General features: G+C 63.4%; 23 protein-coding genes. 11 read left to right on the top strand and 12 right to left on the bottom strand.

Annotated elements, in window-relative coordinates:
- Nucleotides 1-182: 182 nt before the first annotated feature.
- Nucleotides 183-1,292: a porin gene (locus tag ACQ4WR_RS23185; RefSeq protein WP_436490148.1), complete on the top strand. Its 1,110-nt coding sequence runs from the start codon at nucleotides 183-185 to the stop codon at nucleotides 1,290-1,292.
- 61 nt (nucleotides 1,293-1,353) lie between these two features.
- On the opposite strand, the gene ACQ4WR_RS23180 is transcribed toward ACQ4WR_RS23185, so the two are convergent.
- From ACQ4WR_RS23180 to ACQ4WR_RS23170, 3 genes are all read right to left on the bottom strand, one after another.
- Nucleotides 1,354-1,932 carry a DUF3617 domain-containing protein gene (locus tag ACQ4WR_RS23180; RefSeq protein ID WP_436490146.1) on the bottom strand — a complete coding sequence of 193 codons (579 nt, stop codon included), beginning with the start codon at nucleotides 1,930-1,932 and terminating at the stop codon, nucleotides 1,354-1,356.
- Nucleotides 1,933-2,000: 68 nt separating this feature from the next.
- Entirely contained in the window at nucleotides 2,001-3,548 is a 1,548-nt protein-coding gene (locus ACQ4WR_RS23175) for a TerC family protein (RefSeq protein ID WP_102299695.1), read from the bottom strand.
- 82 nt (nucleotides 3,549-3,630) lie between these two features.
- Nucleotides 3,631-3,906, bottom strand: a complete 276-nt coding sequence (locus ACQ4WR_RS23170) for a hypothetical protein (protein WP_436490144.1) — start codon at nucleotides 3,904-3,906, stop codon at nucleotides 3,631-3,633.
- 292 nt (nucleotides 3,907-4,198) lie between these two features.
- On the opposite strand from ACQ4WR_RS23170, the gene ACQ4WR_RS23165 reads away from it, so the two are divergent.
- Nucleotides 4,199-7,045: a M16 family metallopeptidase gene (locus tag ACQ4WR_RS23165; RefSeq protein WP_436490143.1), complete on the top strand. Its 2,847-nt coding sequence runs from the start codon at nucleotides 4,199-4,201 to the stop codon at nucleotides 7,043-7,045.
- 215 nt (nucleotides 7,046-7,260) lie between these two features.
- On the opposite strand, the gene ACQ4WR_RS23160 is transcribed toward ACQ4WR_RS23165, so the two are convergent.
- The 4 genes from ACQ4WR_RS23160 to ACQ4WR_RS23145 form a co-directional block, all read right to left on the bottom strand.
- On the bottom strand, nucleotides 7,261-7,899 hold the full coding sequence (locus ACQ4WR_RS23160) for a YiaD family glycine zipper/OmpA-like lipoprotein (RefSeq protein WP_436490189.1): 639 nt from the start codon (nucleotides 7,897-7,899) through the stop codon (nucleotides 7,261-7,263).
- Between the two features lie 211 nt (nucleotides 7,900-8,110).
- Nucleotides 8,111-8,257, bottom strand: coding sequence for a lmo0937 family membrane protein (locus ACQ4WR_RS23155; protein WP_010396376.1), 147 nt, complete (start codon nucleotides 8,255-8,257; stop codon nucleotides 8,111-8,113).
- Between the two features lie 174 nt (nucleotides 8,258-8,431).
- Nucleotides 8,432-8,704, bottom strand: coding sequence for a hypothetical protein (locus tag ACQ4WR_RS23150; protein ID WP_436490141.1), 273 nt, complete (start codon nucleotides 8,702-8,704; stop codon nucleotides 8,432-8,434).
- Nucleotides 8,705-8,866: 162 nt separating this feature from the next.
- Entirely contained in the window at nucleotides 8,867-9,538 is a 672-nt protein-coding gene (locus ACQ4WR_RS23145; RefSeq protein ID WP_436490139.1) for an outer membrane lipoprotein, read from the bottom strand.
- A 239-nt stretch (nucleotides 9,539-9,777) separates the two neighbouring features.
- Here ACQ4WR_RS23145 and ACQ4WR_RS23140 point away from each other — a divergent pair, with 239 nt between their 5' ends.
- Nucleotides 9,778-10,530 carry a Crp/Fnr family transcriptional regulator gene (locus ACQ4WR_RS23140; RefSeq protein ID WP_436490187.1) on the top strand — a complete coding sequence of 251 codons (753 nt, stop codon included), beginning with the start codon at nucleotides 9,778-9,780 and terminating at the stop codon, nucleotides 10,528-10,530.
- 116 nt (nucleotides 10,531-10,646) lie between these two features.
- On the opposite strand, the gene ACQ4WR_RS23135 is transcribed toward ACQ4WR_RS23140, so the two are convergent.
- Both ACQ4WR_RS23135 and ACQ4WR_RS23130 read right to left on the bottom strand, forming a co-directional pair.
- The gene (locus ACQ4WR_RS23135; protein WP_102292626.1) at nucleotides 10,647-10,865 is read right to left on the bottom strand and encodes a YMGG-like glycine zipper-containing protein; all 219 of its coding nucleotides are present in this window, start codon (nucleotides 10,863-10,865) and stop codon (nucleotides 10,647-10,649) included.
- 175 nt (nucleotides 10,866-11,040) lie between these two features.
- Nucleotides 11,041-13,089 carry an AsmA family protein gene (locus tag ACQ4WR_RS23130; RefSeq protein WP_436490136.1) on the bottom strand — a complete coding sequence of 683 codons (2,049 nt, stop codon included), beginning with the start codon at nucleotides 13,087-13,089 and terminating at the stop codon, nucleotides 11,041-11,043.
- 251 nt (nucleotides 13,090-13,340) lie between these two features.
- On the opposite strand from ACQ4WR_RS23130, the gene ACQ4WR_RS23125 reads away from it, so the two are divergent.
- From ACQ4WR_RS23125 to ACQ4WR_RS23090, 8 genes are all read left to right on the top strand, one after another.
- The gene (locus ACQ4WR_RS23125; protein WP_102292624.1) at nucleotides 13,341-13,745 is read left to right on the top strand and encodes a DUF4398 domain-containing protein; all 405 of its coding nucleotides are present in this window, start codon (nucleotides 13,341-13,343) and stop codon (nucleotides 13,743-13,745) included.
- 26 nt (nucleotides 13,746-13,771) lie between these two features.
- On the top strand, nucleotides 13,772-14,671 hold the full coding sequence (locus ACQ4WR_RS23120) for an OmpA family protein (RefSeq protein ID WP_436490134.1): 900 nt from the start codon (nucleotides 13,772-13,774) through the stop codon (nucleotides 14,669-14,671).
- A gap of 144 nt (nucleotides 14,672-14,815) precedes the next feature.
- Nucleotides 14,816-15,352, top strand: coding sequence for a ferritin-like domain-containing protein (locus tag ACQ4WR_RS23115; protein WP_102292622.1), 537 nt, complete (start codon nucleotides 14,816-14,818; stop codon nucleotides 15,350-15,352).
- A 58-nt stretch (nucleotides 15,353-15,410) separates the two neighbouring features.
- Entirely contained in the window at nucleotides 15,411-15,713 is a 303-nt protein-coding gene (locus tag ACQ4WR_RS23110; protein ID WP_035826246.1) for an ElaB/YgaM/YqjD family protein, read from the top strand.
- Nucleotides 15,714-15,730: 17 nt separating this feature from the next.
- Nucleotides 15,731-16,117, top strand: a complete 387-nt coding sequence (locus ACQ4WR_RS23105; protein WP_102292621.1) for a phage holin family protein — start codon at nucleotides 15,731-15,733, stop codon at nucleotides 16,115-16,117.
- A 54-nt stretch (nucleotides 16,118-16,171) separates the two neighbouring features.
- Nucleotides 16,172-16,510, top strand: coding sequence for a hypothetical protein (locus ACQ4WR_RS23100; RefSeq protein ID WP_102292620.1), 339 nt, complete (start codon nucleotides 16,172-16,174; stop codon nucleotides 16,508-16,510).
- Nucleotides 16,511-16,643: 133 nt separating this feature from the next.
- Nucleotides 16,644-17,612 (top strand): IS1595 family transposase, encoded by a 969-nt coding sequence (locus tag ACQ4WR_RS23095; RefSeq protein WP_436490131.1) that lies wholly within the window; start codon nucleotides 16,644-16,646, stop codon nucleotides 17,610-17,612.
- A 91-nt stretch (nucleotides 17,613-17,703) separates the two neighbouring features.
- On the top strand, nucleotides 17,704-18,858 hold the full coding sequence (locus ACQ4WR_RS23090) for a patatin-like phospholipase family protein (protein WP_102292618.1): 1,155 nt from the start codon (nucleotides 17,704-17,706) through the stop codon (nucleotides 18,856-18,858).
- Between the two features lie 33 nt (nucleotides 18,859-18,891).
- Here ACQ4WR_RS23090 and ACQ4WR_RS23085 read toward each other — a convergent pair whose 3' ends face one another.
- The 3 genes from ACQ4WR_RS23085 to ACQ4WR_RS23075 all read right to left on the bottom strand — a co-directional run bounded on the left by ACQ4WR_RS23085 (nucleotide 18,892) and on the right by ACQ4WR_RS23075 (nucleotide 19,938).
- Nucleotides 18,892-19,200 (bottom strand): hypothetical protein, encoded by a 309-nt coding sequence (locus ACQ4WR_RS23085; protein ID WP_436490129.1) that lies wholly within the window; start codon nucleotides 19,198-19,200, stop codon nucleotides 18,892-18,894.
- Between the two features lie 49 nt (nucleotides 19,201-19,249).
- Nucleotides 19,250-19,402, bottom strand: a complete 153-nt coding sequence (locus tag ACQ4WR_RS23080; protein ID WP_092800820.1) for a DUF3309 family protein — start codon at nucleotides 19,400-19,402, stop codon at nucleotides 19,250-19,252.
- 92 nt (nucleotides 19,403-19,494) lie between these two features.
- Complete coding sequence (locus ACQ4WR_RS23075) at nucleotides 19,495-19,938, bottom strand: outer membrane lipoprotein (RefSeq protein WP_102292616.1); 444 nt, start codon at nucleotides 19,936-19,938, stop codon at nucleotides 19,495-19,497.
- Between the last annotated feature and the right edge of the window lie 195 nt (nucleotides 19,939-20,133).

The following is a 20,133-nucleotide window of genomic DNA, read 5'->3' as shown; positions in this document are numbered from 1 at the left end:
GCTCGTTGTTTGCGTGTTGTCAGTGTACGACGCCTTGACGGCGCCTAAGCTGAGGTTTCTGTGGAACAACGCACAGATTGCTGGACAAAAATCGAGGATAAGGTAACACTTAGGTCAGACACACAGCGCATGTCCTGATCGATACCGGGTAGTTTACTTTTCACGTTACCGAGATATTTATCATGAAGACCTCGTTTTTTGCGCTTGCTGTGATAGGGATGGGGCCGATGGCGCTGTACGCGCCGGCCCAGGCTGCCGATGGCGCTGGCAGCGCGGCATCCGGCAATGTTGCCGTGTACGGCGTGCTCGATGCGGGCATCGTCGCCGAACGCGGTTGCACGGGCAATTGCGCCGACACCAAGGTGTCGGGCGGCGTCGCTTCCGGCTCGCGCCTGGGCGTGCAGGGCCGCGAGGCCCTGGGCAACGACGTTTCCGCCGTGTTTACCCTGGAAGCGGGTATCCAGAACGACACGGGCCAGTCCGAGGATGGCCGCCTGTTCGGCCGCCAGGCATATGTCGGGCTCGACAGCCGCCTCGGTGCATTGACCCTGGGGCGCCAGTACAATCCGCAATACCTGACCCTGACCGATGTGGCCGACCCCTTCAAGGGCGGCATGGCCGGCAGCGCCAGCAACCTGGCCGGCTACAGCGTCAAGCGCTACGACAACACCATCAAATATGAAACCCCCGCCTTGCGCGGCGTGACGGCCAGCGCCATCTACAGCTTTGGCGAGTCGCCGTACAGCAGCGCCAACAACCGCGCGTATGGCGCCACCCTGGGCTACTCGGCCGGCGCCGTGAATGTCAGCATTTCGCACCAGCGCAAGAATAGCCTGATTCTCGCCAGTGGCACCTTGCCTGCCATCGACATGTCGGCGCGCAACACCCTGATCGCGGCGAATGTCGACCTGAAAGTGGCCACCGCCTTCGTCGCACTGGGCGCCAACAAGGGCTACGGCAGCTCGCCATGGGACCCCAGCAATGACTACAGCTCGCTGGCCCTGTCGCAATCGTCGTCCGACAGCCGCGACACCCTGCTGGGCCTATCCGTGCCCGTGGGCGGCTTCAAAGTGCTGGCCTCGTATGTGCGCAAGGATGACCGCGACCTGGCCAACCGCGACGCCAGCCAGGTGGCTGTCGGTCTCACGTATTCGCTGTCAAAACGCAGCGACTTCTATGCGTCCTACGCGAAAATCCACAACAGGAACGGCGCCCGCTACACGGTGGGCAATGCCAGCGACAGCGGCCGCGGCGATGCGGCGTTCAACCTGGGCTTCCGTCACGGCTTCTGATCCCGCCGTGTCCGCCATACGGCCGGAGCAGGATCAGCAGGGCGTTCAAGCCGGGCTGCCGTCACGGCTTCTGAACCGCCGTGGCTGACGGGGCAGGGCAGCTTGCCGCCAGCCACTTGCCTGTACTTGCCACATTCACCTGTTCCGGCGTGCCGCGCGCGCTGGTCGTCACCGCCAGCTGCATGGAAAATGCCTGGTCGCCCGTAAACAGCACCTTGCCTTCGCCGCTCGATTTCGGATTGGCGCAAGTAAATGACACTTGCATGCCGCCCGCGATGTCGGTGTTTTTCGATTTGCAATCGCCGGGCTGGCCCGTGGGAATCTGCTTGCGCGCCGCCATTTCCGGCGTTACGCAGGCCGTCACGCGCACGGCGCCGTCGGCGCCAACGGTGGGCATGGCCATGCCGCGGCTGGCGGCCATGGCTTCAAGCTGCTTGCGTTGGTCGGGAGGAAGGTTGCCCAGCTGTTGCAGCACCATGGACATGGCATTGTCGGTGGCGGCGTCGGGCGACGCCATCTTGCTGTCGACTTGCCACAGGCCCGGCTTGATGGTGGCCGATGGCGCGGCGGCTTGGGCGCCGGTATGGAGGCCGAGCGCGGCGCAGGCCAGCAGGGTCATGCGTAGCAGCGGTAATTTCATTGTCTGGTGTCTCCGTATTGGCAGACACCAGCATACGCCAAGGCAAGCGGGGCACGCTTGCCATTGTGTTACAAACTGTGATCGGGCTCGATGCGGCGCACGTCCACGCAGGCGATGCGGCGCTCGTCCGCCTCGATGATTTCATAGCGCAAGCCATCGAGCTCCAGCACTTCGCCCACGGCCGGCATGTTCTCGAAATGCGCCAGCAGGAAGCCGGCCAGCGAGTTGTACTCGCCGTCTTCGCTGACCAGGGTTTCCGTCTCGAACACTTGCTCCAGATAGTGCAAGTCCGTCGCGCCATCGATGCGCCAGTGGCCTGGGCCCAGCACTTCCACGTCCGGCTGCTCGTCCTCGTCGGGGAATTCGCCGGCGATGGCTTCGAGAATATCGATCGGCGTGAGCACGCCTTGCACCGTGCCGAACTCGTCAACCACCAGCACCAGCTGGCCGCGCGAGCGCTTCAGCGTTTCCATGGCTTTCAGCACGCCGGCCGCTTCCGGCACGACGACGGCTTCGCGCATATTGGCCGGGTCGATCTTGCCGTGCGATACCAGGTCCTCGATCAGGTCCTTGCTGCGCGCGATGCCGACCACGTTGTCGAGGTCATCATTGCAGACAGGAATCATGCTGTGCGGTGTGTCGCGCAGCAAGGTGAGCATCTTTTCGCTGCTGTCGTTGAGGTTCACCCACGAGACATCGCCGCGCGGCGTCATCACCGAGCGGATCGAACGTTCGGCCAGGGTCAGCACGCCGCTGACCATGTTGCGCTCTTCCACGCCGAAGGCGGAGACGTCGGGCATTTCCTTGACTTCATGTTCCTCGACGGCTTCGCGGCCCTTGCGCCCGCCCAGCAGGCTCAGCACGGCTTGCGCCGTGCGGTCGCGCAGCGGGGCGTTCGATTGCAGCTTGAGGAAGTTGCGGCGCGCCAGTTGATTGAAAAACTCGATGACGATCGAGAAACCGATGGCCGCATACAGATAGCCTTTCGGAATGTGGAAGCCCAGGCCTTCGGCCACCAGCGACAGGCCGATCATCAGCAGGAAGCTCAGGCACAGCACCACGACGGTGGGGTGGGCGTTGACGAAACGCGTGAGCACCTTCGAGGCCAGCATCATGACGACGATGGAAATGATGACGGCTGCCATCATGACATACAGGTTTTCCACCATGCCGACGGCCGTGATGACGGCGTCGAGCGAGAAGACGGCGTCCAGCACGACGATCTGCGCCACCACCAGGCCGAAGCCGGCATAGACTTTCGGCCCCGTCTGCGCGTGGGTGACGCCTTCCAGGCGCTCGTGCAGTTCGCTGGTGGCCTTGAACAGCAGGAACAGGCCGCCCAGGAGCAAGATCAGGTCGCGCCCTGAAAACGAGAATGTCCATATGGAAAACAATGGCGTGGTCAGCGTGACCAGCCAGGAAATCAGCGAGAGCAGGCCCAGGCGCATGACGAGGGCCAGGGTCAGGCCCAGCACGCGTGCCTTGTCGCGCTGGTGCGGCGGCAGTTTCTCGGCCAGGATGGCGATGAAAATCAGGTTGTCGATACCCAGTACGATTTCCAGTACGACCAGCGTCAGCAGGCCGACCCAGATTGTCGGGTCAAATAACCATTCCATGTGTGTAACCTTGTAAAGTCAGTAAGTATCAAGCTTGCCTGGCGGCGCGTGCCCCGGGCGTGAAGGTGATGCTGTGTTCGTCTCAGTGGCGGACGCGCGGCGGCCGTGTGGCCAGCCGCACGTCCGCTTCGGAAAGTGCGCCCGGTCCCGCTTGCCAAATGATGGCGTAAAACGGCACGGCCTGGCGCGAGGTCGGATACAGCGTGATGGGGTCGTTGTCGCATTCTTCGATGCCGCAGCTGTCGCCGGGCACGCCCGCATGCGTGCCGGCATCGTGACAGTCCGCGACAAAGCCGGGCGTGGCGGTAGCGCCGGCCGCGACTGCATGCTGGAATGGGGAAGGGCTGGCGTAAGCCATGCTGGCGAACGCCTGGGGCAAAGCGATGAAAACAAAAAGGCAGAGCAGGACGAGAGCTCGTCTCATATACAGGCAGATAGTTCTGGAACGGTGAAGTATAACACGGCCGCATAACAGCCTGATGACAGGGCTTGCGCAAGTGGCAGGCATGCCGTAAATTACGAAATAGCAATAATTTCACGTGGCGGCGAAGACGCAGCGCCGGCTCCGCGAATATTTTTGCGCTGAGTACGTATTCCATGGCGCTGACCTTGCGCCTTGCCTAATCATGTAGTGTTACCAGGACTCTGCCTTGAAACCGATTACCGCCCTCCTGCTTGCCGCCGGCATTCTGTCGCCTTCGTTCATCCTTGCCGCCACCCCCGTGGAAGCGGCGCCGACCCAGAAAAGCGCGAAAGCCGCACCAAACCGCGCCGCCGCCGTCAAGGTCACGTCCGTCGAAGGCATCACCGAGTACCGCCTGGCCAATGGCTTGCGCGTGCTGCTGTTCCCCGACGCCAGCAAGCCGACCCTGACCACCAATATCGTGTACCTCGTCGGTTCGCGCCATGAAAACTATGGCGAAACGGGCATGGCCCACTTGCTGGAACACCTGCTGTTCAAGCCCAGCGCCAACTTCGGCGTCAAGAAGGGCACGAAAACCCCGGTCGAGATCCTCAATTCCACGGGCGCCGATTTCAACGGCACCACCTGGTACGACCGTACCAATTACTACGCCACCTTCCCCGCCAACGACGAGAACCTGCGCCAGATGCTGGCCATGGAAGCGGACCGCATGGTCAACGCGGCCATCGACCAGAACGACCTGTGGAATCCGAAGACGCAAAAAGGCGAAATGACCGTGGTGCGCAACGAGTTCGAGATGGGCGAGAGCAACCCGATCGGCGTGACCAGCGAGCGCATCCAGGCCGTCGCCTACGATTGGCACAACTACGGCAAGTCGACCATCGGCGCCCGCTCCGACATCGAGCAAGTCAACATTCCCCGCCTGCGCGCGTTTTATCATAAATATTATCAGCCTGACAACGCCGTGCTGATGGTGGCGGGCCGCTTCGATGAAGCCAAGGTCTTGAAGCAGATCAATGAGCTGTTCGGCAAGATCCCGAAACCCACGCGCGTGATCGAACCCACCTACACGGCCGAGCCCGTGCAAGACGGCGAGCGCGCCGTGACGGTGCGCCGCAGCGGCGGCACGCAGTTCGTCGGCGCCGGCTACCACGTGGCGCCATCGGGCAATCCCGACGCCGTGGCCATCGAAGTGCTGGGCCACGTGCTGACCGATGCGCCGGCCGGCCGCCTGCACAAGGCACTGGTGGAAACCAAGCTGGCCAGCAAGATCGAATACAACTCGGTGAGCAACCTGGAGCCGGGCTATAACCTGTTTGGCGCCCTGGTGCCGCTCGATGGCAACCTCGACGCCGCGCAAACGGCCATGCTGAAGGTGCTGGAAGACTTGAAGTCGCAGCCCGTCACGGATGCGGAAGTGGCGCGCGTCAAGCAGCAATTGAACAAGCAGATCGAACTGGCCACTTCGAACACGGCCAGCCTGACGATCGCCCTGACGGAGTCCCTGGCGGCGGGCGACTGGCGCCTGTTCTTCCTGCAGCGCGACCAGCTGGAAAAACTGACGACGGCGCAGGTGCAGGCGGCCGCCGAAAAATACCTGAAGACCTCGAACCGCACGCTGGGCCGCTTCATTCCTACCGATACGCCGGATCGCACCGTCGTGCCTGCCTACGCCGACGTGGCGCCGCAGCTGGCCGGCTACACGGGCCGCGCCGTGGTGGCGCAGGGCGAGGCATTCGACCCCAGCCCCGACAATATCGAAGCGCGCACGCAGCGCTTCACCTTGCCGAATGGCTTGCAGGGCGCCTTGCTGCCGAAGAAAACCAAGGGCGGCACCGTCAGCGTGGTGCTGAAACTGCAGCTTGGCAGCGAAGAGAGCCTGCGCGGCAAGGGGCAGGTGGGCAGCTACACGGCCAATCTGCTGGCACGCGGCACGGATAAACTGTCGCGCCAGGAAGTGAAGGACAAGTTCGACCAGCTGGGCACGCAAGCGGTCGTCTCGGGCAGTGCCGAGGGCGTCACGGCCGTGCTGATTGGCAAACGCGAGAACCTGCCTGCCGCCATGGAGCTGCTGGCGCAAGTGCTGCAAAAGCCGGCCCTCAGCGAAACGGAATTCCTGGAACTGCAGCGCGAACGCGTGGGCCGCGCGGAACAGGAGTTGCCTGAGCCGCAGCCGCTGGCCGTGAACGCCTTCCGCCGCCTGCTCGACGCCACGCCGGCAGGCCATGTGCGCCATGTCAACAGCCTGCCGGACGAACTGGCGGGCTGGAAGAGCGTCAAGGTGGCGGATCTGAAAGCATTCCACGCTGCCTATTATGGCGCTGCGAACGCCACTTTTGCCGCCGTCGGCGATTTCGACCCTGCCGCGTTGAAGGCGCAAGTGGCCAGCCTGTACGGCAACTGGAAGGCGGCACAGCCGTACGTGCGCATTCCCGACGCCGTCAAGCCCGTCAGCGGCGAAAAAGTCACCCTGGAAACGCCGGACAAGGCCAACAGCGTGCTGTTCGCCATCCAGCCGCTGGCCCTGAAGGATGACGCGGCCGGCTATCCGGCCTTGGTCATCGCCAACCACATGCTCGGTGGCGGCGCCCTGCGCAGCCGCCTGGCCGACCGCATCCGCCAGAAGGAAGGCCTGTCGTATGGCGTCGGTTCGCAAGTGACCGTGCCGGCGCGCGAGCCGGCCGGTTTCTGGATGGCCTACGCCATCAGCGCGCCGCAAAACACGGCCAAGGTGGAAGCGGCGCTGCGCGAGGAACTCGCCAAGGTGCTGGCCGACGGCTTCACGCAAGAGGAGCTGACCGAGGCGAAGAAGGGCTGGCTGCAAGCGGAAGAAGTGGCCCGCACGCAGGACACTGGTCTGGCCAACTACCTGGCCGGCTACCTGACGCAAGGCCGCACCCTGGCCTACGACAAGGACCTGGAAGCCAAGGTTGCCGCATTGACCCTGGCGCAAGTCAACCAGGGCCTGCGCGACTACCTGAAGCCTGCCACCGTGTCGATCGTCACGGCCGGCGACTTTGCCAAGGTGGCCAAGGAAGGTGACAGCGGCGCCAAGGCAACGACGGCGAAGTAAGCCGCAGTAAATAAATAAGCCCGAAATAAGCCCGCTGGCAAGTGACCTTGCCAGCGGGCTTTTCCATTTCAGGATGGTGTCGTTGACGTAAAAGTCACGACACCCGGGCAAACCTCGCAAGCGTCTGCGAATTGCGGCCGAGAAGCGCAACCGTACTTGAGTACGGTGAGCATCGCAGGCCGCAAAGCGCGCCGCGCAGCAGGTTTGCTCAGGTGTTATCCACGCGGCGCCATTTCGGCGACGTAAATTTCGACACGGCGATTGCGTGCACGTCCCGATGCATCGGCATTCGAGGCGATCGGTTCGCGTGCGCCACGGCCTTCGGTGACGATGCGGGTTGGCGAGACGCCGCGCATGGCCAGGTAGTCGCGCGTGTGGGCGGCGCGCTCGACCGACAGCGGTTCGTTGATGGAATCGCTGCCCGTGCTGTCCGTGTGGCCGATGATGCTGACCGTGGTGTTCGGGTTTTCATTCAGGGTCGCGGCAAAGCGGTCGAGAATGGGGCGGAAGTTGCCCTTGATGTCGGCGCGGTTGGTATCGAAGGAAATATCGCTTGGAATTTCCATTTTCAGGCGGTTGTCGGCCGTTTGCGTCACTTGCACGCCCGTCCCCTGCGTTGCCTGTTCCATTGCGCGCTTCTGGTTTTCCATGCGGTTCGACCAGATATTGCCGACTACCGCACCGGCCGCCGCGCCCAGCAGCGCGCCGCCCGCAGTGCGTCCGCCGCCGCCACCGCCGGTGGTGCCGCCGATCAGGGCGCCCAGGCCCGCGCCAACGCCGGCGCCCGTGGCCGTGCCACGTTGTGTCGAGGACATATCAGCGCAGCCGGTGGCGGCCATCGCGAGGACCAGCATGCCGATCAGGGATTTGGCGCCAGCGCCGTTCTTGAATGCTTTCATGGATTTTCTCCTTGTTTTGTTATTGGGACATACCCAGGAACTACCTGCACACGTTACTGCAAAACGGGCCGGCTTGCCAGTGCGCACAGCGTACGCACAAGGCGGCAAAAGAGCGGCGCCCGTTTGCACGCGCGCCGCTCTGGTCAGGCCAGGTGCGTGGCCAGGGCTATAGGCCACGCCCGCTGATCAGGCGCAACAGCACCATGATGACGGCCACTACCAGCAGGATGTGGATGAAGCCGCCGATGGTGTAGGAAGTAACCAGACCCAGCAGCCAGAGAATGATGAGTACTACTGCGATTGTATAGAGCATGATGTGTCCTCCGAGAGTAGTGTGTGGATGGCGGTCCAGGCTTGCAAGCCGGTAGCCGCGGACCTTGCCATCGTTATTTGTCATTCACGTTGCCGGGTTTGCGCACAACGTTGATGCCATGATTTATTGTCTACTTTATTTCTGAAATGATCTGTACGCTGCCGTACACAACGCTTATTTAGCGTGCCGCCCGCCCGGCATGCGCGCCGCCGGGCCTTCCGTGTCGCCCGCCATGCCCGGTATCCAGGCCAGCATGCCGGCCATGCCGACGGCCCCCGCCAGGCAGCTGAACATGCCGCCCGTGAGCAGCAGCATGACGCCGAACACGGGTGCGCCGCCTGCCGCAGGCGCCAGGTCGAGCGCGCAAAAGCCGAGGGCCGTGGCCAGCATGCCACCGCCGATAAAGCCCAGCCAGATCCTGTTGCTGCCTGCCTTGTCGCTTTCCATAGCCTCTCCTTGATGAACATCCGATGATTTCCTGAATGCATCATCTCGTTTCCTGGCTAGCTCATCTGTACGCCAACGAACATTATCAAAAAGAAAACGCCCGGACGGGCCGGGCGTGTGTTGAATGTGCAACTGATGGCGCCGGTAAAGGCGCCGCCGCTCTTAGCCCATGGCGCGCAAGCCGCCGTTGACGACGCGCACGCGGTCGCCCTGGCGCCAGTTCGGCGCGGCGCTCTGGTGCACGGTGCGCGTTTTGCCATTGTCCAGGCGCACGACGATGTTGTAGCTGCGCGTGGCGCGCACGCTGCCTTCGATCTGGTTGCCGGCCACGGCGCCGCCAACGGCGCCCAGCACGGTGGCCAGCTGGCGGCCATGGCCGCCGCCTACCTGGTTGCCCAGCAGGCCGCCGACGACGGCGCCGCCTGCCGCGCCCACGCCGCTGCCTTCGGCGCGCGTATTGACTTCATGGATGGCTTCGACGACGCCGCAGTTGCTGCACACCTTGGGGGCGGGCGCCGCCGCCACATATTCCGGCTGCGGCTGGCGCACGGGCTGCTGCTGCTGCTGCTGCTGCTGCACCGGCTGCTGCGCCTGTTGCTGCGGCGGCAGGGCGGCCAGCGGCTGCATGCCTGCCGGCGGCATGCCCGTTTGCGGCTGGTTCGCCTGCAGGCTGGCCAGCTGTTCGGCCGAGGCGTTGGCCGACAGGGCAGGCGCTTCGCCTTGCGAGGAAGGCAGCCAGCCCATCAGGGCGGCCGTGCCGACGCCGCAGAACAGCAGGACGGCGACAGCGGCCGCAAGGACCAGCGGATGAAGGGATTTGGTCGTGGTGGTCATGGAAGGCTCCTTGGTTTTTTAAAATAAATGAAATCTGGGTGCTACGTCTTGTGCTGCTATCAATATGCCGCGCGCCAGCGACGGCATGGCGCAATGCGTGATGCCAGTGTGCGTTGCTGTGTCGTTCGCTTCCGTGCGTCACCGTACATACAGGACGGGGACGGCACCGTAGGCTAGGTAAAAATTATGTCGAGTTGTAACGACACCAAGGAAACGCAATGCCACCAACGACTGCCAGCATGAACCTGTCCCGCGATGCAGGCCGATCCGGCCTGGTGCCAGCCATGGCCGTGCCATCCGGCAATCGTTTGCTGGCCAGCCTGCCCGAGTCCGACCTGCGCCACCTGGCGGCCCTGTTCGATACCGTCAAGGTCGAGGTTGGCGAAGTGCTGTACGAACCCGGCCAGCCCATCGCCCATATTTATTTCCCCGGCGACTGCCTGATTTCGCTGCTGGCCGTGGCGGAAGGGCGCATGACCCTGGAAGTGGGATCTGTCGGGCGTGAAGGCGTGCTGGGCGCTTCCGTCGCGCTCGGGCATGACCTGGCGCAAGTGCGTGCCGTCGTGCAACGTTCCGGTACGGCCAGCCGCATCGGGCGGGCCGACTTCTGCGCCGAGTTCGCCCAGCTCGATTCACTGCAGCGCCTGCTGTACCGCTACACCGATACCTTGCTGGCGCAAGCCATCCAGATCGCCGTCTGCAGCCGCTTCCACGTGCTCGAGGCGCGTCTGGCGCGTTCACTGCTGATCACGCGCGACCGCTTGCAGTCGGAAAAATTCCACCTGACGCATGAATTCCTCGCCCACACGCTGGGCGTGCGGCGCGTCGGCGTCACCAAGGCGGCCAGCGCCTTGCAGCAGCAAAAACTCATCACCTACAGCCGCGGCAATATCGAGATCCTCGATTCGGCCGGCCTGGAAGCCGTCTCTTGCCGCTGTTATGAGCTGGTCAAGGATACGGGCGCCATCGGCATGGCCAACGTCTTCGTCTGATTTTCACCTGCTTGCTCCCGCCGCGCACTTGCGCCACGCAGTGAGCTGTCGCCATGCCGCAAACGCAAAAAGGCGGGGTGGGCGCCTGCGCACCCACCCCGCCTTTGGATTGCTGCTTACTTCGGCTTGACCTGGTTGCCGATCACGCCACCGACGGCGGCGCCGCCGACGGCGCCAACGGCGCTACCGCCCGTCAGCACGGAGCCGGCAACGGCGCCGACGCCGGCGCCGATGGCCGTGTTCTTGTCTTGATTGGACATATTGGCACAAGCCGTCAGGCTCAGCAGCAGAGCGGCGACGGAAGTGGTGGCGGCGAGTTTTTTGATGATTTGCATGGCAGTTCTCCTATGAATTCGGACCTCGTGGCGCCGGCATGGTATGGGCCGGAAGGTAGTTCGTAACGCCGCGTGTTTCAGGCACGGTCACAGCATAGAATTGCGCCAGTGCAGGGTCTGTTCGACAACGCACATAGCAGTGTAACAATTGTAAATGCACACCATGGCTTGCCGTTCAGCGACGCTGGCGCGGCGGCTTGCCCGGCGGCGGGGCCACCGGCTTGACGCGGGCCTGGGCCAGCAGCGTTGCGCATTCACTTTGTTCGCCGGGGCCGGCGTTTACCAGTGGCAAGAGTGCCGCCACCGGCGCCACCACGGCCAGCGCCAGCGCGCCGCCCGCGCGCAAGGCCAGCACGCCCTTGTCCACGCTCACGTCCGGCTTGCTGAAGGTGCCCTGCACATACAGGGGCGAGCGCAGCGAGAAGATGCGCAAGCCTTTGCTGTCCGGTTGCAAGGTCAGGTCCAGCTGTTCATTGGCCAGGTTCACCGTGCCGTCGATATGCAGCACGGCATCATCCGTATCGACGAGGAACTGGCGCGTGCGCATCAAGCCTTTGCTGACGACGAAATCGGCCGCCATGCAATTGAGCTTGACCTGCTTGTCGCCCACCAGCTTGGTCACCACGATGCTGCCGATATTCAAGCCCATCTCTTCAAGCAGCAGCTTGCTGATGCTGCCGCGGTTGATCAGGGCGCGCACTTCGCCGTTCGAACTGCCCAGCAGGGTGGCGACGGAATTGCCCGTGGCCGACAGCGAGGCGTCGCCATTGATTTCGCCCACGCTCGCTTGCAGGGCAGGCAGGCGGGGGAACAGTTGCTTGATGCGCAGATGGCGGGCGCTGGCCTTGAGCTCGGCGGCGATGCCATTGGGAATGACCTTGCCGCTGCCATCGAGCTTGATCTGCGACATCAGCGTGCCGCCCGCCACATTGAAATTGAGCGGCGTCAGGGACAGCACGCCATCGCTCAGCAGCACATGCGTGTCGAGTTTGCTGATCGGCAATTGCGCATCGCGCGTGATGTTGTCGGCCGTGTAGCGCACGTCGGCGTCCAGGCTGGTCCAGCGTTCCGTCTTGAAGGTTTCCACCGGCAGCACGCGTCCGGCCGGCTGCGTCGACGGCACGCCCCGTTCCTTCTTGCTGGCGCTGGAATCGGCGCCCACCAGCGGGCCCAGATCGCTCAATTGCAGCAAACGCGAATGGACTTCACCCGTCAGGCGCTTGCGCGGCTTGCTGGCAGAGAAGGCCAGTTTGCCGCTGATGTCGCTCGAACCCACCTTGCCGCTGAACTGCTCGTACACCCACTCCCCGCCGCCCGGCGCCAGGGTTGCCGTCAGGTGGCCTTCCGTGCTGAAGCGCGGCGTTTCTGGCAGCAGCACGCCCGTCAGCGGATACAGGCGGGCCATGCTGGAGCCGGCTATCTTCAGGCGCACGTCGAGCGCGGCCAGGTCCGTCGGGCGCGTCAGCGTGCCCTCGATGGCCACGCTGCTGCCGCCTGCGCGCATGTCTGCCTGGATGGGGAAGGGCGTGCCCTGGCGCTGCAGCGACAGCACGCTGCCCGCCTTGCCGCCGCCCTGGATGGTTTCTCCCCGGTATTTGCCCGCCAGTTTCCACGCGATGCCATAGCGCTTGTCGTCCGCCAGCGTATCGACATCGGCGCGCATCGACGTGTGCGTGACCGCATCGTCCAGCTGCACCGTGCCCTTGCTGAAGACCACGCTTTGCAGCTGCAGCTGCCACGGCGATTGCTGATCCTGTTTCTCGAAGGTCCAGTTGTTCTTGCCATCCTTGTTGCGCAGCAAGCGCACCTGCGGCGAGTCGAAACGCAATTGCGGGATGACGATCTGCCTGTCCAGCAAGGCCAGCGGATTGAGCGAGAACGCCAGCTGGCTGACCGTGGCCAGCTGCGCCGCCTCGCCATCGCCTGCCGCCATGTTGTCAGGGTTGCCCAGGCGCACATCTTGTGCCTGCAAATGCGGCCAGGGCAGATAGCCGCGCCAGCCCGTTTGCCCGCCAGCGGGCTGGCGCCACGTCAGCGACAGGTCGCCGGCGATGGCAAACGGCCGTCCCAGCGCTTCGCTGGCGCGCGCATTCAGCCACGGCTTGGCGCGGTTCCAGTCCATGTTGAGCAGGGTAACGGCGGCCGCTACGGGCAGTGCGATGAGTACGGCGGTGCTGGCAAGGGCGATTTTCTGGCGGCGGGAGAGGGACGTAAAACGTGACATGAGGCATTTCTTTCTGGACAAGTAGACACGATGCTACAGGAATCGCTTGAAAACCGGGTTCGTTTCTGCTTTTGCTGGCGGACACGTGCGTTGGCGCACGTTGCCAAGGACAGTATTGTCGATTTCCTACCCTATGTGCGGCACCGAACGGATATGCGGGGAGCCGGAGCCTATAACGTCATACATCAAACGCAGTTCCTGATTTGTTTTATTCGCGAATTACCTTAGCCCCATTCTCCAGGAGAAGAAAAATGACAAACCGAGATTCCACCCACACTCCCCTGACCGCATTCGCCGCCTGCGTCACCGCCGTTGTCCTGATGACCGGCTGCTCCAGCCTGAAAACGCCGGCCACGGCCGACGTGGCCGTTTCGCGCGCCGCCGTCGATAACGCGGCCAGCGCCGGCGCCGCCGACCTGGCACCCGATGAAATGCGTTCGGCCCGCGAAAAAATGCGCATGGCCAACCAGGCATTGAAGGACCGCGACTACAAAACGGCGCGCGACCTGGCCGACCAGGCGCAAGCCGATGCCAAGCTGGCGCAAAGCAAGGCCAATTCGGCCAAGGCCACTTCCGCCGCCGATGAAATCAACGAGAACATCCGTGTCATGCGCGAAGAACTCGACCGTGCCAACCAGCAAGCCCCGAAACAATAAACCAACAATAAGAACAGGATTCCATCATGAAAAAAGCCACCTACACCACCATTCCCGGCCTGCTGGCCATGGCCGCCCTGGTCGCAGCCTGCAGCTCCGCACCGACCACCACCAGCCTGCTCGACCAGACGCGCGGCGACTACATGGCGGCGCAATCGAATCCGATGGTATCGACCTATGCGCCACGCGAGTTCCGTGAAGCGAGCGCTGCGCTGGAAGAGGCGAACGCGGCCGCCACGCGCCAGGAAGACAGCGAAAAAGTCGACAAACTGGCCTACCTGGCCAAGCAAAAGATAGCCACCGCGCAAGAAGTCGCCAAGCAGAAGGCGGCTGAAGCCGATATCGCCAATGCCGGCAAGCAGCGCGACCAGTTGCGCCTCGATGCCCGTACGCAGCAGGCTGACCAGGCCACGGCGCGTGCCCAGGCGGCGCAAGCGGATGCGGAAGCGGCCAAGGCCCAGGCGCAAATGGCAGAAGCCTCGGCCCGCGATGCGCAAGCGCGCGCCGCCGGCCTGGAAGCGCAGCTGGCCGACCTGGCCGCCAAGAAAACCGAGCGCGGCATGGTGATCACCCTGGGCGACGTGCTGTTTGGCACGGACAAGGCGAACCTGACGGCCGATGGCACGAGCACGGCGCGCAAGCTGGCCGACGTGCTGAAAAACAACCCGCAGCGTACCGTGCTGATCGAGGGCTTTACGGATAGCACGGGCGGTTCCGCGCACAACCTGGAATTGTCGCAGCGCCGCGCCGAATCCGTGCGCAATGCGTTGCTGGAGCAAGGCATCAGCCGCGACCGCATTGCCACGAAAGGCTATGGCGCCGCCTATCCGGCCGCCGGCAATGACAGCGCGGCAAACCGCCAGCTGAATCGCCGGGTGGAAATTGTGCTGTCGGAAGACAACACTGCCATTCCCGCCCGCCGCTAAGCTGGCCCTGACGCTGGTCCCCTCGTCGGGCCAGCCGTTGGCCCAAGCGCAGCCTGGCGTGCGCCTGGCTGTTGTGTTGTACCAAGGCAGCACCGGTCGCATGTGCACCGGTGGATACCCACGCAAGTATTGAAAGGAAGCATCATGACCCAAACATCTGTTGAGATTCCAGCTGGCATCGACACGGCGGCCATCCGCGCCGCTGCCAAAAACCTCGATGACGGCGCCGTCACGGCCGGCTACCAGGGCAATCGCCAGGAATTGATTACCTTGCTGAATGGGGCGCTGGCCACGGAGCTGGTCTGCATCGCCCGCTATAAACGCCATTACTACACGGTGAGCGGACGCGACAACGGCACCATCAAGGCGGAATTCCTGGAACATGCGCAGCAGGAACAGGAGCACGCGGACTGGCTGGCCGAGCGCATCGTGCAATTGAACGGCAAGCCAGATTTTAATCCTGCAACATTGCTTGCGCGCAGCCATGCCGAGTATGATGACTCCGAGGACGTGCAAAGCATGGTGCGTGCCAACCTGATCGCCGAGCGCGTGGCGATCGAGTCGTATCGCCAGATGATCATCAAAGTGGGCGACAGCGACCCGACAACACGGCATTTGCTGATCAAGATCATGGCTGTCGAGGAAGAGCACGCCGATGATATGCGCGATCTAATGGAATAGTGTTTTTGAGTAAAGTAGGTATAGTAACTACATTCATCCACAGCTAAGGAGCTAAACCATGTTGGAAAACAATATCACCACCGTCAATAACGATGTCAAAACCTTGGTCAAGGATGCACAAGCACTGTTCAGCGCCGCCGCCGCGCTGACGGGCGAAAAAGCCGACGAAGTGCGCGTCAAGGGCATGAAGACCCTGGACGCCGCGCTGGCCAAGGCGCACGAGGCGCAAGCTTCGGCCATCGTTGCCACCAAGCAGATGGCTGCCCAGGCTGACGGCTATGTCAAGGAAAACCCATGGCGTACGGTGGCTGTCGCCGCTGGCGTCGGCGTACTGGTCGGCTTCATCCTGGGCCGCAAGTAATCCCATACAGGAGCGATATGGACAAGTCTGCTTCGTCTCACCAGGGGCCGGGATTGATCGGCTCGGTCGCCGGCCTGGCCAAAAACGCCGTCGGACTGATGTTGTCGCGGCTGGAACTGGCCACCATCGAACTGTCGGAAGTGCGCAATCACATGTTGCAGCTGATTGTCATTTTCGCGCTGGCGACCGTGGCAGGCTTGTTTGCCATCGCTTACGGCAGCGTGCTGATCGTCTTCCTGGCCTGGGATAGCCTGGGCTGGAAGATCCTGGCGATCATGACGGTCGTGTTCATGCTGCTGGCCATCGGTCTGGTCGTGTATGCGCGGGCCATGCTGCGTCAAGGAAAGCTCTCCATGCCGGCCACCATGGCCGAACTGAAGGCCGACCGCGACATGTTGATGTAACCGGCTGGCGGAGCTGTGCTCCGCCAGTTCCGGACTGCCTTTCGAGGAGAATTCATGTCGGATAACGACAAACTGGCACAGCAGGACGCCCGCAAGCGCCTGCTGATTGCCCAGGGCGAAATGTACCGCGTCGGCATCGTGCATGCGCGTGCCAACGTCGGCTACGCGCTGCGTCCCGAATCGATGCTGCAAGGCGTCGTCGAGACGGCCGTCGGCTTCGCCGGCCACCGCGTCGAGTCCTTGCTGGCGCCGGGCGGTATGCGCCTGCAAGGCGCCATGCCCTACGTGCTGACGGCGCTGTCCTTTATCGGCCGCAAGAAGCTGGTCAAGCCGGCCCTGGTCCTCGTGGCCGTGGCCGCCGCTGCCGCCAGCTGGCTGCGCCGCAAGCGCTGAGCCTGCAAATACCCGGAACGCCGTCATTGACGGCGTTTTTTTTGGCTCTGTCATCGGCAAGTAGGGGTAATACCGGAATCTTCCTGTGCCCGCGTGGTCTGACTCTGCATATTCACCATGCAGGGAGCCGATCATGTTGTCAGCCGAATGGACGATCTTTATCGCGCAGTTTTCCTGCCTGAGCGCACGCCAGCGCCAGGCCGGCATCGCCCTGCTGCGCCGCAACGCGCCGCAGCAGGCAGCCATTGCCCTGATCGAGGATGTGGCGCGCCAGCGCCTGGCCTGCCCAGCCTGCCATTCGGCGCATGTGCACCGGCATGGCCATGCGCACGGCCTGCAGCGCTACCGTTGCGTGCCCTGCGGCCGCACCTTCAATGCCCTGACGGGCACGCCGTTGGCGCGCCTGCGCCACAAGGCGCAATGGCTCGAATATGCCGACTGCCTGCTCGACTCCGTCTCGGTACGCCGCGCGGCCAGCCGACTGGGCCTGCACCGCAACACCACGTTTCGCTGGCGCCACCGGTTTTTAAGCCTGGCAAAAACGGACCGGCCGCACTGCCTGCATGGCATTGCCGAGGCCGACGAACTGTATGTGCTGGAATCGCAAAAGGGCGCGCGCACGATGACGCGTCCGGCACGCCGCCGCGGAGGCTACGCGACCTTGCGCGGCATGTCGCATGAACACGTCTGCATCCTGGTGGCGCGCGACCGCACGGGACAAACCCTCGATTTCGTCACCGGCAAGGGGGCCTTGACGAAGGCGCAGCTGCATCGCTGTTTGCCGCCCGTCATGGACCAGGATGTGCTGCTGGTTACGGATGGCCATGCGGCCTATGCCGCTTTTGCCCGCGAGGCGGGCATCAGCCATCAGGCCGTCAATCTGCGTGCCGGCATGCGCGTGCGGGGCGCGGCCCACGTGCAGAACGTCAACGCCTATCACAGCCGTCTCAGGCAATGGCTGCGTCCGTTTCACGGCGTGGCGACGCGCTATCTGCACCATTACCTGGGCTGGCGCTGGATACTCGATGCCAGGCGCATCCGCTCGCCGGAATCATTGCTGAAAGCCACGCTCGGTGATTTCCCACACCTGACGAGGACATAGCCTGCCGGTACCCAACGTCCGGCACGTGCGGGTGCAATCCCTTACAATGATTCACGCCGCATCCCGCGCGGCGGACAGAGGGGCCATCTTGATGACGAATTCGAAGACACCGATCAATCAGTTAAATCCTTCGCGCCTGCGCATCGTGCTGGTGCTGCAGGGCGGCGGCGCACTGGGCGCCTACCAGGCGGGCGTATACCATGCGCTGCATGAACATGGCCTGGCACCCGACTGGGTGGTGGGCACCTCGATCGGCGCCATCAATGCGGCTATCCTGGCAGGCAACAAGCACGAAGACCGACTGGTGCGCCTGAAACAGTTCTGGCAGCGCGTCTCCCACCGCGACAGCGTTGACATGAATATGATTTCCGACCAGCAGCGCCGCTCGAACATCTGGCTGGCCACGCTCGATACCGTGCTGCGCGGCGTGCCCGGTTTCTTCAAACCGCGCTCATTCAGTCTTTTTCCTGCGGGAATCGCAGTGAAGCCGGAGGACGCCAGTTTCTACGATACGAGCGAACTGGCCAGCACGCTCGAGGAACTGGTCGATTTCGACTACCTGAACACGCCCGGCGGCATGCGCCTGACGGTCAACGCCTTGCGCGTGAAATGCGGCAGCCTCACCAGTTTCGATAGCCAGGAGCAAGCCCTGACAGCTGACCACATCCGTGCCAGCGGCGCCTTGCCGCCCGGCTTTGCCGGCGTGCGCATCGATGGCGACCTGTACTGGGATGGCGGCCTGTATTCGAATACGCCGCTGGAAACCGTGCTCGACGACACGCCCCACGTCGATACGCTGGTCTTCATGGTCGATTTGTGGAGCTCGGAAGGGCCGGAGCCGACCACGCTCGATGAAGTGCAGACGCGGCAGAAGGACGTTACCTTCGCCTCGCGCTCGAAGCGGCATATCGAGGACTACGTGAATACGCATACCCTGCAGCATAAATTGCGCGAACTGTACGGCAAGCTGCCTGACAGCGCGCACAACCGCCAGCAGACGGAAGAGCTGGTGGCCTTGGGCTGCGACAGCACCATGCACATCGTGCGCCTGCCGTACGCGGGGCGCGACTGGCACATGGCGGCCAAGGACATCAATTTCTCCAAGGGTTCCATCGAATGGCGCTGGGAGCAGGGCTACCAGGACGCCTTGCGTGCCATCAAGGCGGCTGGCTGGCTGGCCTTCGTCACGGAAGACACGCCGCTGGTGGTGCATGAGTTGCCTCCCTACCAGCGCGACGCGGCCTAGCAACGCTGCCTGCTCATGCCGTCGCCACACCGCTTACCGGGCCGGATGTGCCGTTTCCCGGAGCTTTTCCGCGTTCGCCATGTCTTGTCGGTAAGTGTCTTGCGCGTCCTTCAGGCAGGTGGCGCGCGTGGTGGATGGTTCCGAACGGCAGGCTTTTTTGGCCTCGGCCAGGGCGGCAGCGATTTCCTTGCGCAGGGTGCGCAGCTGGGCTTGCGCCGTGCTGTCTTCCTGGTACCAGCGTTGCGGGTCGCCGGCTTGCGGCGTGGCCGTCTGGGCCAGGCCGGGCAGCGTCACGCCGCACGCAAGCAGGGCGGTCAATGCGATGAGGGGGTAGCGCGTCATGATATTTCCTCCTAGAAATGAAAAAGGCGCCGTAGCGCCTTTTCTTTTTTTACAGCCTGCCCGTCAGTAGCAGCAGGATCAGTATCACTACGACCAGGCCTGCCACGCCGCTGGGGCCGTAACCCCAGTTGCGGCTGTGCGGCCAGGTGGGCAGGACGCCGACCAGGGCCAGGATCAAGATGATCAGTATGATGGTGCCCATGGTATCTCCTTGTGTTGGTGCATTCAGTGCATATGGTGCATTTATATTGCAGAGGCGGCGGCGCAGGCTTGCGGGCAAGCCGCGCCGCGGGATCAATAGCGGTAGACGCGGCCGTCGACCAGGCGCACGCGGTTGCCTGGACGCAGGTCAACGGCATTGTCCTGCACCACGGTGCGGTATTCGCCATTGTCCAGGCGCACGCTGATCTGGTAGGCCTGCGCCTGCTGCCTGCGTCCCTCCACCTGGTTGCCGACGACGCCGCCAGCAACGGCGCCGGCCACGGTGGCGGCCGTGCGGCCACCGCCCGAACCGATGGTGTTGCCCAGCAGGGCGCCGGCGATGCCGCCGACCACGGCGCCCGCGCCACTCGTTTGTCCACCGCCCTGGACTATCTGAATGGAATCGACGGTGCCATACATGGCGGACTCAGGCTGGCTGGCGGGATAGTACTGTGACTGGGATGGACCGGTGGCGCAACCGCTGAGCACGGCGGTGGCGGCAAGCATCAGTGCAGCCATGGTGGCATGGGTTTTCATTTTATTCTCCTGACGTGGTGAGGGTGTGATGCCATCTTAGTCATGGCCCCGGTCCCGGTCTGTACGCTGCCGCACGCACTTATTTTCCGCCAGCACGGCGCGATTTTCGGCAAAAACGTTGTTATTTATCCCTGCATGCCCGCTTGCTTCAAAAATAATGGCTTGTGTACGGCAGCGTACAGAAGGGTGTCGACT

Source organism: Janthinobacterium amylolyticum (assembly GCF_051380655.1).
Lineage (GTDB): Bacteria > Pseudomonadota > Gammaproteobacteria > Burkholderiales > Burkholderiaceae_D > Janthinobacterium.
Note: the sequence above shows the minus strand (reverse complement) of the source record. Positions and strands in the feature narration are given on the sequence as shown.

Coding starts and splice junctions, on each gene's coding strand:
- ACQ4WR_RS23185 (WP_436490148.1), top strand. CDS start 183: ATGAAGACCTCGTTTTTTGCGCTTGCTGTGATAGGGATGGGGCCGATG.
- ACQ4WR_RS23180 (WP_436490146.1), bottom strand. CDS start 1,932: ATGAAATTACCGCTGCTACGCATGACCCTGCTGGCCTGCGCCGCGCTC.
- ACQ4WR_RS23175 (WP_102299695.1), bottom strand. CDS start 3,548: ATGGAATGGTTATTTGACCCGACAATCTGGGTCGGCCTGCTGACGCTG.
- ACQ4WR_RS23170 (WP_436490144.1), bottom strand. CDS start 3,906: ATGGCTTACGCCAGCCCTTCCCCATTCCAGCATGCAGTCGCGGCCGGC.
- ACQ4WR_RS23160 (WP_436490189.1), bottom strand. CDS start 7,899: ATGCTGGTCCTCGCGATGGCCGCCACCGGCTGCGCTGATATGTCCTCG.
- ACQ4WR_RS23155 (WP_010396376.1), bottom strand. CDS start 8,257: ATGCTCTATACAATCGCAGTAGTACTCATCATTCTCTGGCTGCTGGGT.
- ACQ4WR_RS23150 (WP_436490141.1), bottom strand. CDS start 8,704: ATGGAAAGCGACAAGGCAGGCAGCAACAGGATCTGGCTGGGCTTTATC.
- ACQ4WR_RS23145 (WP_436490139.1), bottom strand. CDS start 9,538: ATGACCACCACGACCAAATCCCTTCATCCGCTGGTCCTTGCGGCCGCT.
- ACQ4WR_RS23140 (WP_436490187.1), top strand. CDS start 9,778: ATGAACCTGTCCCGCGATGCAGGCCGATCCGGCCTGGTGCCAGCCATG.
- ACQ4WR_RS23135 (WP_102292626.1), bottom strand. CDS start 10,865: ATGCAAATCATCAAAAAACTCGCCGCCACCACTTCCGTCGCCGCTCTG.
- ACQ4WR_RS23130 (WP_436490136.1), bottom strand. CDS start 13,089: ATGTCACGTTTTACGTCCCTCTCCCGCCGCCAGAAAATCGCCCTTGCC.
- ACQ4WR_RS23125 (WP_102292624.1), top strand. CDS start 13,341: ATGACAAACCGAGATTCCACCCACACTCCCCTGACCGCATTCGCCGCC.
- ACQ4WR_RS23120 (WP_436490134.1), top strand. CDS start 13,772: ATGAAAAAAGCCACCTACACCACCATTCCCGGCCTGCTGGCCATGGCC.
- ACQ4WR_RS23115 (WP_102292622.1), top strand. CDS start 14,816: ATGACCCAAACATCTGTTGAGATTCCAGCTGGCATCGACACGGCGGCC.
- ACQ4WR_RS23110 (WP_035826246.1), top strand. CDS start 15,411: ATGTTGGAAAACAATATCACCACCGTCAATAACGATGTCAAAACCTTG.
- ACQ4WR_RS23105 (WP_102292621.1), top strand. CDS start 15,731: ATGGACAAGTCTGCTTCGTCTCACCAGGGGCCGGGATTGATCGGCTCG.
- ACQ4WR_RS23100 (WP_102292620.1), top strand. CDS start 16,172: ATGTCGGATAACGACAAACTGGCACAGCAGGACGCCCGCAAGCGCCTG.
- ACQ4WR_RS23095 (WP_436490131.1), top strand. CDS start 16,644: ATGTTGTCAGCCGAATGGACGATCTTTATCGCGCAGTTTTCCTGCCTG.
- ACQ4WR_RS23090 (WP_102292618.1), top strand. CDS start 17,704: ATGACGAATTCGAAGACACCGATCAATCAGTTAAATCCTTCGCGCCTG.
- ACQ4WR_RS23085 (WP_436490129.1), bottom strand. CDS start 19,200: ATGACGCGCTACCCCCTCATCGCATTGACCGCCCTGCTTGCGTGCGGC.
- ACQ4WR_RS23080 (WP_092800820.1), bottom strand. CDS start 19,402: ATGGGCACCATCATACTGATCATCTTGATCCTGGCCCTGGTCGGCGTC.
- ACQ4WR_RS23075 (WP_102292616.1), bottom strand. CDS start 19,938: ATGAAAACCCATGCCACCATGGCTGCACTGATGCTTGCCGCCACCGCC.